General features: G+C 43.4%; 12 protein-coding genes and 1 pseudogene. 12 read left to right on the top strand and 1 reads right to left on the bottom strand.

Going from position 1 to position 12256, the window contains the following annotated elements; translation table 11 throughout:
• Positions 1 to 161: 161 nt before the first annotated feature.
• Complete coding sequence (locus NV381_RS04770; protein ID WP_258212123.1) at positions 162 to 458, bottom strand: hypothetical protein; 297 nt, start codon at positions 456 to 458, stop codon at positions 162 to 164.
• Positions 459 to 707: 249 nt separating this feature from the next.
• Between NV381_RS04770 and NV381_RS04765 the strand changes: the two genes are divergently transcribed.
• The 12 genes and pseudogenes from NV381_RS04765 to NV381_RS04710 all read left to right on the top strand — a co-directional run bounded on the left by NV381_RS04765 (position 708) and on the right by NV381_RS04710 (position 12226).
• Positions 708 to 2516, top strand: a complete 1809-nt coding sequence (locus NV381_RS04765; protein ID WP_258212122.1) for an RNA polymerase sigma factor — start codon at positions 708 to 710, stop codon at positions 2514 to 2516.
• The gene (locus tag NV381_RS04760) at positions 2513 to 3649 is read left to right on the top strand and encodes an extracellular solute-binding protein (protein WP_258212121.1); all 1137 of its coding nucleotides are present in this window, start codon (positions 2513 to 2515) and stop codon (positions 3647 to 3649) included. The genes NV381_RS04765 and NV381_RS04760 overlap by 4 nt, the downstream gene beginning before the upstream one ends.
• A gap of 129 nt (positions 3650 to 3778) precedes the next feature.
• The gene (locus NV381_RS04755; protein WP_258212120.1) at positions 3779 to 4054 is read left to right on the top strand and encodes a Rieske (2Fe-2S) protein; all 276 of its coding nucleotides are present in this window, start codon (positions 3779 to 3781) and stop codon (positions 4052 to 4054) included.
• A gap of 35 nt (positions 4055 to 4089) precedes the next feature.
• The gene (locus NV381_RS04750; RefSeq protein ID WP_258212119.1) at positions 4090 to 5304 is read left to right on the top strand and encodes an MFS transporter; all 1215 of its coding nucleotides are present in this window, start codon (positions 4090 to 4092) and stop codon (positions 5302 to 5304) included.
• 81 nt (positions 5305 to 5385) lie between these two features.
• On the top strand, positions 5386 to 5781 hold the full coding sequence (locus NV381_RS04745) for an ArsR/SmtB family transcription factor (RefSeq protein WP_379369054.1): 396 nt from the start codon (positions 5386 to 5388) through the stop codon (positions 5779 to 5781).
• 162 nt (positions 5782 to 5943) lie between these two features.
• On the top strand, positions 5944 to 6699 hold the full coding sequence (locus NV381_RS04740) for a DUF2087 domain-containing protein (RefSeq protein ID WP_258212118.1): 756 nt from the start codon (positions 5944 to 5946) through the stop codon (positions 6697 to 6699).
• A gap of 46 nt (positions 6700 to 6745) precedes the next feature.
• On the top strand, positions 6746 to 7087 hold the full coding sequence (locus NV381_RS04735; RefSeq protein ID WP_258212117.1) for a GIY-YIG nuclease family protein: 342 nt from the start codon (positions 6746 to 6748) through the stop codon (positions 7085 to 7087).
• A gap of 44 nt (positions 7088 to 7131) precedes the next feature.
• Positions 7132 to 8250 (top strand): hypothetical protein, encoded by a 1119-nt coding sequence (locus NV381_RS04730; RefSeq protein ID WP_258212116.1) that lies wholly within the window; start codon positions 7132 to 7134, stop codon positions 8248 to 8250.
• A gap of 211 nt (positions 8251 to 8461) precedes the next feature.
• Positions 8462 to 8908: an NUDIX hydrolase gene (locus tag NV381_RS04725; RefSeq protein WP_258212115.1), complete on the top strand. Its 447-nt coding sequence runs from the start codon at positions 8462 to 8464 to the stop codon at positions 8906 to 8908.
• Between the two features lie 147 nt (positions 8909 to 9055).
• Positions 9056 to 10387: an ABC transporter substrate-binding protein gene (locus tag NV381_RS04720; RefSeq protein WP_258212114.1), complete on the top strand. Its 1332-nt coding sequence runs from the start codon at positions 9056 to 9058 to the stop codon at positions 10385 to 10387.
• A gap of 86 nt (positions 10388 to 10473) precedes the next feature.
• On the top strand, positions 10474 to 11409 hold the full coding sequence (locus tag NV381_RS04715) for a carbohydrate ABC transporter permease (RefSeq protein ID WP_258212113.1): 936 nt from the start codon (positions 10474 to 10476) through the stop codon (positions 11407 to 11409).
• Positions 11410 to 11441: 32 nt separating this feature from the next.
• Positions 11442 to 12226 (top strand): annotated as a pseudogene (locus tag NV381_RS04710) (carbohydrate ABC transporter permease).
• The last annotated feature ends 30 nt before the right edge of the window (positions 12227 to 12256 follow it).

Below are 12256 nucleotides of genomic sequence, written 5' to 3'. Positions count from 1 at the left end.
CTTAGATTCCTAAAACCTTATGCTAAACACTGCTAGTTCTTTCAACTGAAGTGGTGGTGACAACAACAAAAAGCCGTTCTATTGTTAATTATGGCAATAGGGCGGTTTTGTTGTTTAAATATAGTCCCTCAAGCAGGTATATGGATTGATTTCCTAATAAATTATGCGCTTTGCAGAATCTTGGCCTCCAGATTTTCTCTGATCATTCTAATTCTTTGTTTAACATAGAAATCATAGGCCGCTCCTTTAAGATCATGTAGGGGAACTTGTAGCTCGGTGTGGTTATCAATGACAATCATCGACCCGTTATCAAAGCATTTAAAGGTTAAATCTAGCCAGTAATTGTCAGCTGTATCAAGAATTTTCTCAATTTGACTGTCTGTTATGAACTCGCTGTTCGTTACCATTAAATTTTTATAATAATCGCGTTCAATAAATCTTACATTCTTCACCTTCATCGTCTACACCCCTCTCAAAATAGGAACATTCGTTCTATAAAACTATTATACCAAACATTTGTTCGCAGTCAAGTGTTTGGCTGAATATTCTATCAATTTAAATAAATAGATAGGAAAGAGTGTCAGTTTTTCATTTTGTATGGTAAATTTTTATAAAAGTGTGAGACTGTACGAATTATTTGTTCAAATTCCAGCTGCTAGTGGCATCTTATCTCATATAGGCAGGCGAAAAGTTATAGGAGGAGCAGTATGAAAGTGAATGAATTGGAGAATAGAATGGAACCTGCCTCATCACAAGACCGTGGAGGTGCTATATGGCAAAATCAAGATCAAGAATTAGTTGAACGTGCGCAGCAAGGAGATACGGAAGCATTCGGGCAGCTAATCCACACTTACCGGGAAAGAGCGAAAAGATGGGCAGAGAGGATGACCCGTGATCCTTACATGGCTGATGATATTGTACAAGACGCGTTAATTCGCGCATTTCTTCATCTGGGATCGTTAGTCGACACCAACCGGTTCTTGCCGTGGTTGCATCGCATCGTACAGAATCAGGCGAACATGCGACTGAGGAGAGGTGGCCCGTATAAGAGGGAGCAGCCTTTAACAAGCTTTCAGAATGCACGCGCTAATTCAGCAGCAAGCAGCCAAATAGATTGGGATGATCTGGATCATATTCTGCATCATTTAACCCAGTCAGCATCAGATGAAGCAGACAAGCAGAATGATCCAGCCGAACATTTGCTTCGAAAAGAACTGTTCGAGACCATTCACACGTTATTGCACTGTTTGAGCCGGAAAGAGAGGAACATATTTGAAGCTCATTTCTTCCGCCAGCTTGCGCCCGATGAGATTGCAGATTTATATAACACCACTGTCGGTTCTGTATATACTTATATTCATCGTTCCCGTAAAAAGCTCCGTGAGGAACAAGTTCGAGTCTTTATGGATGGCCATCAGAGTCATCTGCAGCAAAAAGGAGGGAGCGGTTTGTCAAAACACAATGTCCTGCTCCTGCCAGTTTGGCCGCAGCATCAAGCTGTGAAAACTACCTTTGTCGACCGGATCGGTCACATGCTGGCGGCGGTAGGGGATACTCGGTCTACAACGGAATTAATGGGGATATCGGGATTTGCTTTTCGAATGAAAATTTCGAATAGAACGACCTTTTCCGATGGAATTTATATCTATGATTGGCGTAATACATTCAAGCAGCTCATGAATGATTTGGGATATGTTGCAAGCATTTTGTGCGGTCAGCTGCCGGATGCGCCGGTTCCTTTATTGGCCGCATCCGAACGATTCCCGGTCGTTCTGCCGCTTGAAGAAGCTGTGCTTCCCTTTATTCGCAAATATATAGACATGGGAAAGCCGGTTCTATATTTTGATACGCTTGCAGACAAGCCTTATGTCCACGAATGGTCCCTTCTGTATGGATATGACGATGAACAACGTATCGTTTATGTGACTGATGCAATGAGACCGGATGGCAAGACATTGTCGTATGGGGAAATAGCTGGAAATCCCTTGCGTTTCTTGGCTGGAATTGACAGCAAGGAGTCTGCAAACGCATTCAGCCAATCGAGTCAACAAAAGGCCAAAGAAACTCTGGAATTTGCTGTGAGCTATGCAAGGCAGGGCTGCCGCTATTATCCCATGACAATGTATTTATCTTATACATCGGGTTTGGCGGCTTATGACCGGTGGATCGAGTTTTTGAGCAACAGCTTGATTACACCTAACCGTTATGGAATGGGACAGCTTGCAGCTGTATATTCAGAAGCAAAACGACATGCAGCGCGTTATTTACGCAGTGTTCGGCAATCAGGTGAAACGATGCGTCTTATTCTGCTTTCGTCAGAAGCCTACGAGCAGGCAGCGGAAGCTCTTGAAACAATAAGCGGGCAAGTTCCGTTTATACGCAATGCCGAGATGCTATCAATTGAAACACTGGACACTTGCAGAACTAATTTACAGCTGGCAAAAGAATTTGAAACAGCAGCTATTGGATATTTGGAGAAGGCAATAATTCTATGGGAGCAGGGGATATCAAAATGAGTAGAATTGAAATTCGGTTACTTACACAATTTCAGCAAATGCACCATCTGCTGCAAGCGAAGGAAGCTTTCGAAGCAGCTAATCCCCACGTCCGTATTATTGTAGAACAGGCAGCTGATAACTTTGAGTCTATGCGTGAGTTCGAGTCTGTTCAACCACCGGACATTATGGATTCAGGAGGCTGGGGATTGTTCAACCAAGAAGGAGTTTTTATTGATTTAATGCCATATATCAAAGAAATAGAGGGGATGGAAGAAGATTGGTATCCTGGAATTATAAGGGTTGCTGGGAAGGATGGAACTTTACCAGGGTTACCCGTTGATGTCTCGGTCCCTTTAATCCTAATCAATAAAGATATGTTCGATCGAGAAGGTCTGACTTATCCAAAAGAAGATTGGACTTGGGAAGATATGATGGGACTTGCTCAGAGGCTAACCCTTCGCAATGAGGATGGTATCGCTCGCCAATTCGGCTTTGCTACGGGTGCTGATATTGAAAATTTTGAACCGTTTGTAATGCGCAATGGAGGGAGATATCTCTCCCCGGACGGATCTACTGCGCGCGGTTATGTGGACTCTGAAAGCACGATTGAAGCATTCCGCAAGATCATTGATATGTACCGGATTCATCAAGTTACTCGAAAGCCTGGTGAACCTTCCTTAGCAGGCCAGCTGGCCGATGGTTTTGCTATCGTTTTTGGCTTCACTTGGTTTCTGGGAGGTATTTGCGAGAAGGGGCGGGAAGATCAGTTTGAAGTAGTTGGTCTGCCGCGAATGCAGGGCGGAGAGGAAGCTAACATGATTTACATGGGAGGCTGCGGTGTAACAACGAAGTCGAAGCATCCCCGTTTGGCATGGGATTTTCTCCGTCACTATATTCTGGAGCGTCATGAGAGCTTTCTTAAGCCATGGAACTTACCCGTTACGAGAACGCTTGCACAACGAAGTGGAATGAACACGCATCGACTGTGGAAACGTTATTTGAAGGAGCTTGAGGTAGTACAGCCTAGCGGGTTTTATTTAAACGAAAAGTGGAACACGTCTCGTCAGTTAATCAATGAGGACATTCACAGGATGATTAATGAGGGGGCGGATGTTCGGCATCTCCTGAAATCATGGACCCGTTTTGCATAAGATCAAAATATTGAGCAAGCCAGTGATCTTCTTTAAAGAAGTCACTGGCTTTATTGATATAAACTTGTTATTCTGGATAAGACAATTTCTGGCAAGCAAATGCAATTACATTATTTGGAGGCATATCAGATGAAAGAGGTCACAATTGGACTGGAGAAAGACTGGACTGACCTGCCCAAAGAGATTCATTTACTGAAGGATAGGAATACCTATCGTCTTGTGTCCCGGGTTTGCCCACATTCAGGGGGCTTAATTGAATTTGAAGATGGAGAATTGGTCTGCTTTGTGCATGGTTGGTCTTTTGACAAACATACTGGAGCCTGTATAAATATATCTGGCAAGCAATTAGCAGAGCATTCGGTTATTTCCAGGAACGGGGAATTAATTGTTCAGATTAATAATTGATTGTATACTCAAATGAATCGGTTGGAGGAAGTTGCATGAGCAGTAATTCAGCAGTAGAAAGCAGCCTGCATATAAAGGCGGGGCAAAGCTTGTCTAAAGGTTTAATTTTATTAATGGCAATTGCATGTGGTATGACAGTCGCAAATCTATATTATAATCAACCGCTTCTCGCGGATATAGGGCGAAGCTTTCATGTGAGCGATAATCAAATCGGAATCATTTCTATGTTAACTCAGATCGGATACGCGGTAGGCTTATTCTTATTTGTCCCTTTAGGGGATATGCGGGAAAGAAGACAGCTGCTATTCCTGCTGCTCATTGCCGTTTCCCTTTCGCTTGTCGGGATCGCCACGGCCCAATCATTAATTTGGATTAGTATAGCCAGTCTGCTGGTTGGAGTTACGACGGTTATCCCGCAGATGATGGTTCCGCTTGCCGCTCAGCTTGCCGCTCCATCTGAAAGAGGCAAAGTAATAGGCACGGTTATGAGTGGTTTATTGATCGGCATCCTGTTGGCCAGAACGGTTTCCGGAATCGTCGGCGGAGCTTTAGGATGGCGTACGATGTTTGGAATAGCTGCAGTAATGATGCTGCTTCTTGCGGCTATACTAAGATTATATTTGCCTAAAAGCTACCCGGAGTCCAAAATAACATACCGTCAGTTAATGCTCTCGATCGGACAGCTAATTATCAAGCATCGCACTCTTCGAGAAGCCTCTCTAATTGCTGCAATGCTGTTCGGCAGCTTCAGTGCCTTTTGGACTACGCTTGTTTTTTACATAGAAGGTGCTCCATACAATTATGGCAGTGAAATTGCCGGCTTGTTCGGGCTGGTAGGGGTAGCCGGTGCTCTCGCAGCTCCTCTCGCAGGTCGTTTGTCAGACCGTTATAACACCAAATACATTGTAGGCTTCGCTATCCTTATTACTTTACTCTCTTTTGTATTCTTTTGGCAGTTCGGCGACCACTTATGGGGTCTTGTTATCGGTGTTATTCTACTGGATTTGGGAGTTCAGGGAGGACAAATCGCCAACCAATCGCGCATATACAGCTTAGCTCCGGAGGCACGCGGCAGACTGAATACCGTTTATATGGTATCTACTTTTTTGTTTGGCTCAGTAGGGTCCGCATTGGGAAGTTATGCATGGAGCTTGTGGCGTTGGAATGGTGTGAGCGCTGTGGGCGGCTGTATGGTCCTAATAGCTTTTGCTGTTTGGGGATGGCATCGAATGAAGGAGCGCCAAGGCTAGAGCCCTTTTAATGTATGAAATGCGGGTGGAAACTACCTAGTGATCTTCTTTCTGTTATAATATTTATATAAGTTGGACTTGATGCAGCTGTACATAGAGAAGGTGGTGCTTGATTTGGAAAAGGTGCTTCAGGATCAATGTGATGAGACATGTGAAGGTACTGTTAATGTTGTTACGTTAAAGCAAAATTTAATACCCGAAACAACAGCGGTAGGATTGGCTGATGTTTTTAAAGCGCTCGGGGACCCGACACGTGTCAAAATTATATACACTTTATTGCAAACAGAGTTATGCGTACATGATTTGACTGTCGTTTTGGACATGGGGCAATCCGCTATATCTCATCAGCTTAGGTATTTGCGTAATTTGCGAATTGTTAAGCGCCGTAAAGTAGGGAAGACAGTATTTTATTCGCTGGATGACGAACATATCGAACAAATTTTTGTCCAAATGCTGCAGCATATTAAGCACGGATAATCGTTGTTTACCAATCAATTCAGAAGCGTTGAATGAAGGCAGAGTAGAGATTCTCTGTCTTTTTTTGTTGTATCCATACCTTGGTGTTGGAGATTGACTTAATATAAACGATAATGTATTATGTCTGTTGTATGGTAAACATTATAAGGATGTGTTTGTTAATTGGAAGTGTCGGAACGATTTTGGAATGCGACTCTTGAGGAGCTTAAAAGCGGCTGCTATGAAGAGGGTGAGCAGGTAATATGTTTATTATGCGGGAAGAAGCTTGAGAAGGGGATCATTTATCCTGACGATGGCATTTTATATGAGGCTAAGAGATTTATGCGAGTTCACATTGAGAAAGCTCATCATTCTGTGTTTGAGTACCTGATCCAGCTGGACAAAAAACTGACGGGTCTTACCGATCATCAAAATAATCTGCTAAAGCTGTTCCATCAGGGGAAAAGTGATGGGGAGGTTCAGAAGGAAATGGGGATTGGCAGCGCCTCAACCATACGGAATCATCGTTTTGCCTTGAAGGAGAAGGAGCGGCAGTCGAAGGTATTTTTGGCCATGATGGAGCTGCTGAAGGAAAAGGATAGTCATGTGCCTGCCTTCGTCGAGCTTCATAAATCAGCAAAAATGGTTGATGAGAGGTACAATATTACGCATGACGAGAATGAAGCCATTTTGAAAAAATATTTTCCTGATGGAACAGACGGGCCAATAAAAGCCTTCTCCAAAAAGGAAAAGGAAAAGCTTGTTGTGCTTCGTGAAATAACCAAACGATTTAAAAGTGAGCAAATCTATACAGAAAAAGAGATAAATCACATACTTCAGGCTGTGTATCCTGATTATGTCACGTTGAGAAGATATTTAATCGAATATGGCTTCTTGGAGCGGAAGTCCGATGGCAGCGAGTATTGGATCAAGGAGTAATCGGAAAAAGTGGAAAATAAGATGAAAAAGTAAGGAGAGACTATTTATGGATCGCAGAAAAGAACTTGTACAGCAATATAAAGAGATCAAAACAGAGGCTGGAATTTATCAAATCAAAAACAACATCAATCAGAAGATTCTTGTTGCCAGTACTAACAATTTAAGATCCTTGAATGGAAAAACGCTTATGCTGAAATTGGGCTCACACCGAAATCAACAGCTCCAAAAGGAATGGAATGAATTTGGAGAATCCGCATTTGGGATTGAGGTATTAGAGGTTCTTGTTAAAAAAGAGGGGTATTTTGACGAGAAGGATGAATTGAAAAAATTAGAAGAAAAGTGGCTCCAAGAGCTTCAACCATATGGCGATAGAGGCTACAATAAATAAATGACATTATTCATTTTTTTGAGTGGAAAAGAGGAGATTAACAGATGGCAGAGCCATTGAAAGCCATATATAGTGAGAAGTTCCTGCGCCTGTTCGCACAGAGAGTTCATGAGGCATATGCCCCTTTCGACATGGAAGGATTCATTGCCAAGACGATGGATGAGAGTTGGGAGATTCTTGAGCTGAAGGCTCGTATGCGGCGTATTACTCAAACCCTTGGGGACTATTTGCCTGCTCAATATGAAGAAGCAATAGAGGTTCTGTTTATGATTGATGAGGCCTGTACGGGCTTTCCATATTTGTTCTTTCCAGATTTCATCGAGGTATTCGGTCAGGAGGATAGGCACTGGTCGCTTTCCATGAAAGCGTTGGAACGCTTTACACAAAGGTCCTCTGCTGAATTTGCTGTTAGACCGTTTCTTCTCCGTGACCCCGAAAAAATGATGCTTCAGATGCTGGTATGGTCCAAGCATCCGAATGAACATGTCAGGCGGCTTGCAAGTGAAGGCAGCCGGCCGCGTCTTCCTTGGGGACAGGCGCTTCCCATGTTCAAGCGAGATCCTTCTCCGATTCTTCCATTGCTGGAGCAATTAAAGGAAGACTCTGCTCTATATGTACGTAAGAGCGTAGCTAACAATCTGAATGATATCGCAAAGGATCATCCTTCAATTGTTCTTGACATCGCTCGTCGATGGAAAGGCACACATCCCGACACTGACTGGATTGTACGTCATGGTTGCCGAACGTTGATTAGAAAGGCCGATCCTGAGATTCTTGCGTTGTTTGGTTATGCGGAATCTGCAGAAGAGACGCCGCTAATAACCGCGGCTTCATTATCAATGGAACCTACGGTGCTGTCCATTGGTGAGAAATCCGAACTTCGTTATGAGCTTCAAGTCCGTGAAGGAGAGCCGGTACGCATTCGGATAGAATATGGAATCGATTTTGTGAAAAGTAACGGGAATACATCACGCAAGTTGTTCCTGTTATCTGACAAAACAGTGTCCGGAGGCACCATGCTTAACGGCACACGCAACCACAGCTGGGCTAATCTGACTACACGCCGCCATTATCCGGGTGAGCACAGGATTGCACTTGTGGTGAATGGACAAGAAGCTGCTAATACGGTTGTTAATCTTGCAATCGCTGATATGGTAGAATAGGTAAAAGTAAAAACCGTACAGATGATCCTCAAGGCATTGCTGTTCCTTGCAGGATCATTTTTTTGTGCAGCAATGTAAAATTAAGTTAATGATTTCTAAGACGATGATGATATAATTAGAAAATTCAAGTATGGATATTATTGGAATGGGGATCAAACCAAAATCTACTCATTACGGGTACAAAGATAACTTAATTCGGGGGAGCATGAAAATGAACAATTTGCTGCAAGTACGTGTCACTGGAATATTAGTTGAGAACGAACAAATCCTGCTTGTAAAACAACAGGTATCCAATTCCAGAGGATGGTCATTGCCTGGTGGAAGGGTAGAGCAAGGAGAGACGTTGGAAGACTCGATAGTGAGGGAACTGCTCGAAGAGACAGGATTACATACGAAAGTGGTCAAGCTGCTTTATCTATGCGATGTTCCACAGGCTAATCCATCTTTAATACATATTTCGTTCTTAATGCAGCGGATTGATGGACAGCTTACTCTGCCTTCTAATGAATTTGATAAAAACCCAATTACGGATGTGCGAATGGTGCCTTTTGAGGAATTAAGCGAGCTGGGGTTTTCAGATACTTTTGTTCATATCCTGAGAAATAACTTCCCGGAAAGTGGAGCCTACAAGGGGCTTAAAAGCAATATAGGACTATAGCACATTAAGAATGAGCGCGCCGAGTGTAGTTTTACTGTATATGAAAGTACAGTAATTTCGGCTATGATTTTCATGTAAGCGCAAACATCCAGATAATTCCATTATACAGGCAAGCGCTTTATAAAACATTATGGGAGGAATATGTAAATGAAAAGGTGGTTTATCAACTCACTCTCGTTTCTCCTCATGGCGTTGCTCGTTGTATCCGGCTGTTCCAGCCGTACAGGCACAACGGCAACACCTGCGCCTGCCAATCCCGCACCTCCGGAGAAAAAGGACACAGCGAGCCCAGCACCCGCACCCGCTACAGGAACAGCGAAGATGAAGATCACCGTTTACAGCACAGTTAATGATCCGCCAATCCAAAACGTGTATAAAGAGATTGTCGAGGGGTTTAAGAAAGAAAACGCAGGCGTAGATGTGGAGCTTCAGTTCCCTGGTTCTGAATATGAAAATATTCTGAAGGTCAAGATGGCAGCGAATGATATGCCTGATGTGTTCGACACCCATGGCTGGGCACAAATCCGCTATGGTAAATATTTGGCCGATCTGCGCGACGAAAGCTGGGCTTCGCAGCAGACCGATACGATCAAAAATGTAGTGACGGATAAAGATGGAAAGGTTCATGCTCTTGTCATGAGCGAAGCGAAGGACGGTATCACCTACAGTGAGGATATTCTGGCGAAATATAACATTGAACCTCCCAAGACCTATGACGCTCTAATTGCAGCTGCAGAAAAAATCAAAAATGAGAGCAAAGGGGATATCGTGCCTTTCTATTTCTCTGGTATTGATTCCTGGATGTTCGGAAGCTACCTGGATATATTTGCCACTTCCTTGTTCATCAGCCCAAAGGATAATCAGGCAGACGCATTCCTGAATAACACATTTGATTGGAATAAGTGGGGAGATCTTGCCCAGAAAATGCTCGACTTGCAGAAAAAAGGATTGATCAACAAGGATGCGCTAACAGCCAAATACAGTGATTTACCGAAAATGTTTGCGAACGGGAAATTGGCTTTTGCTCTTGGTAGCCCTTCTTTTGCAGACGAAGTTCACAAAATCACGCCTAACCTCAAGATCGGCTACATGCCAGTTCCTTCTATGGTAGCTGGAGATGAGCCCAACTTCTCCGGAGGCGAGCGCTACACAATGGGAGCCTGGAAAGACTCGAAGCACTTGCCTGAAGCGAAGAAGCTGATCGCCTATTTTGCCAAAAAAGAAAGCATGGAAAAGATCGCAAATGCAACCAAGCTTCCTCCGGGCTTGAAGGGTATAAGCTCTAATCATGAGTTCTCGGACTATTACAAAAAATACGAAAGCATCCGCGTATTCCCATACTTCGATCGTGTCTATTTGCCGAATGGGATGTGGGACGTCATGTGTAAACAAGGCACCGAGCTGATAGCGGGCAGGATTACAACCCAGCAATTCTCTCAGATTATGAAGCAAGAAGTGGAACGGCTGCGCAAAAAATAAATGCCAGCAGGGGGGATTAACCGTTTCGTGTTGTCCCCCCTTTCTTCGATATAGGTTAACCGATCCCAGAGAATGGAGGAAAGGATATGCCGTTCACCGCCCCGGAAAAGACGAAGCCATATCAGAATGTGAAGCCAACGGCCATACGCAAGCTGCTAAATTCTCCTGCTATCCTGAATGTGATGTATATCCCAGCCTTAGTGCTTTTCGCCATCTTTATTTTCTTTCCTTTTATTGAAGGGATTAAGATCTCCTATACGAATTGGGACGGCTACAATCAGGATTACTCGTGGGTACAATGGGATAATTACAGACGAATGTTTTCGGATCCGCAAATTTTGAATGTAATCAAAAACACCTTTATATATGGCATAGGCAGTACGATCTTACAAAATATGATGGGGCTGCTCTACGCGCTGCTTTTGAATCAGAGCTTTCGAAGCAAAGGGATTACAAGAACCATTATTTATTTACCTGTTATTATCAGTCCGTTAATTATGGGATATATTTGGTATTTTATTTTCCAATATTACGGTGGTGCTTTTAATGATATTATTCTTCTATTCAGAGATGAACCCATTAACCTTCTTGCCAGCCCGGAAATTAATGTATGGCTGATTACGCTTGTGAACACTTACCAATACCTGGGGATTGCGATGATCATTTATTTGGCAGGACTGCAGGTTATTCCGAAGGACTATTATGAGGCGGCGCAAATCGACGGTGCAAGTAAGCTTTCTCAATTTCTGCATGTTACCTGGCCATTGCTCGCGCCTTCCGTAACGATAAATATTGTGTTGAATTTAATTGGCGGTCTTAAGCTGTTCGATGTCATTACATCATTGACGGGCGGAGGGCCAGGATACGCCTCTGCATCTTTATCCACCTTGATGTACCAGCTTTACTTTGCCAGACAGGATGCCGGCTATGCAGCGGCGCTTGGGAATCTGATGTTTGTAATTATCTCAGTGATCAGCATAACCTCGTTGTATTTGTTGCGGCGGAAGGAAGTGGCACATTGAACCGTAATCGCCATTCGAAATGGGCGGTAGTGATGTCTATTGTGATTGCGCTCATTCACGTCATCCCTTTTTATATATTGATCACTACTTCATTAAAAGCAATCGACGACCCCAGCTCCAAATGGATATTACCCGGGTATCTTTATCTGGACAATTTCATAAATGCATGGGATCAAGCGCGATTGAGCACTTCATTCAAGAACAATATTATAATCACTTTGGCCGCAGTAATTCTGGTTATTGTACTAGGTTCGATTTCGGCATACCCGCTGGCTAGATTCAGAACAGTGTGGAATAAATTGATGTATACCGTCTTTATATCCGCGCTTATCGTGCCTCCATTGCTATTCTCGTACCTTTGTACAAGGTATATGTAGATTTGGGCGCGCTGAACACACTGTGGGGAATTGTCCTGCTGCACGTTACCTTTAATCTTCCGATTACCATCTTCTTATACACCGGCTTTATTAGTACAATTCCAAGAGAGCTTGACGAGGCGGCTATGATGGACGGTTCATCGCGGCTCGGGCTTTTTTTTCGCATTATTTTACCTTTGTTAAAGCCTGCTACGGCCACAGTTATTATTCTTTCTGGCGTCGCGGTTTGGAATGACTACCAATTTTCTGTATTTTTCCTGCAAAAGACGGAGGTTCATACGATTACCGTTGCGTTAGCCGCTTTTTTTGGACAATTCAATAATAATGTAGGCTGGGTTGCCGCAGGCTCCTTAATGGCAGCATTGCCGATCACGTTAGTTTACCTCTTTTTGCAAAAGTACTTTATTGAAGGTATGGCTGCTGGAGCTATTAAGGCTTAAGGATACCACATTTTACCAACTTATATTATA

The organism is Paenibacillus radicis (ex Xue et al. 2023), from assembly GCF_024722015.1.
GTDB lineage: Bacteria > Bacillota > Bacilli > Paenibacillales > NBRC-103111 > Paenibacillus_S.
Note: the sequence above shows the minus strand (reverse complement) of the source record. Positions and strands in the feature narration are given on the sequence as shown.

Excerpts from the sequence above, each read along its gene's own strand:
- NV381_RS04755 (WP_258212120.1), top strand. The coding sequence starts at position 3,779 with ATGAAAGAGGTCACAATTGGACTGGAGAAAGACTGGACTGACCTGCCC.
- NV381_RS04725 (WP_258212115.1), top strand. The coding sequence starts at position 8,462 with ATGAACAATTTGCTGCAAGTACGTGTCACTGGAATATTAGTTGAGAAC.
- NV381_RS04760 (WP_258212121.1), top strand. The coding sequence starts at position 2,513 with ATGAGTAGAATTGAAATTCGGTTACTTACACAATTTCAGCAAATGCAC.
- NV381_RS04720 (WP_258212114.1), top strand. The coding sequence starts at position 9,056 with ATGAAAAGGTGGTTTATCAACTCACTCTCGTTTCTCCTCATGGCGTTG.
- NV381_RS04750 (WP_258212119.1), top strand. The coding sequence starts at position 4,090 with ATGAGCAGTAATTCAGCAGTAGAAAGCAGCCTGCATATAAAGGCGGGG.
- NV381_RS04765 (WP_258212122.1), top strand. The coding sequence starts at position 708 with ATGAAAGTGAATGAATTGGAGAATAGAATGGAACCTGCCTCATCACAA.
- NV381_RS04735 (WP_258212117.1), top strand. The coding sequence starts at position 6,746 with ATGGATCGCAGAAAAGAACTTGTACAGCAATATAAAGAGATCAAAACA.
- NV381_RS04715 (WP_258212113.1), top strand. The coding sequence starts at position 10,474 with ATGCCGTTCACCGCCCCGGAAAAGACGAAGCCATATCAGAATGTGAAG.
- NV381_RS04745 (WP_379369054.1), top strand. The coding sequence starts at position 5,386 with ATGCAGCTGTACATAGAGAAGGTGGTGCTTGATTTGGAAAAGGTGCTT.
- NV381_RS04770 (WP_258212123.1), bottom strand. The coding sequence starts at position 458 with ATGAAGGTGAAGAATGTAAGATTTATTGAACGCGATTATTATAAAAAT.
- NV381_RS04730 (WP_258212116.1), top strand. The coding sequence starts at position 7,132 with ATGGCAGAGCCATTGAAAGCCATATATAGTGAGAAGTTCCTGCGCCTG.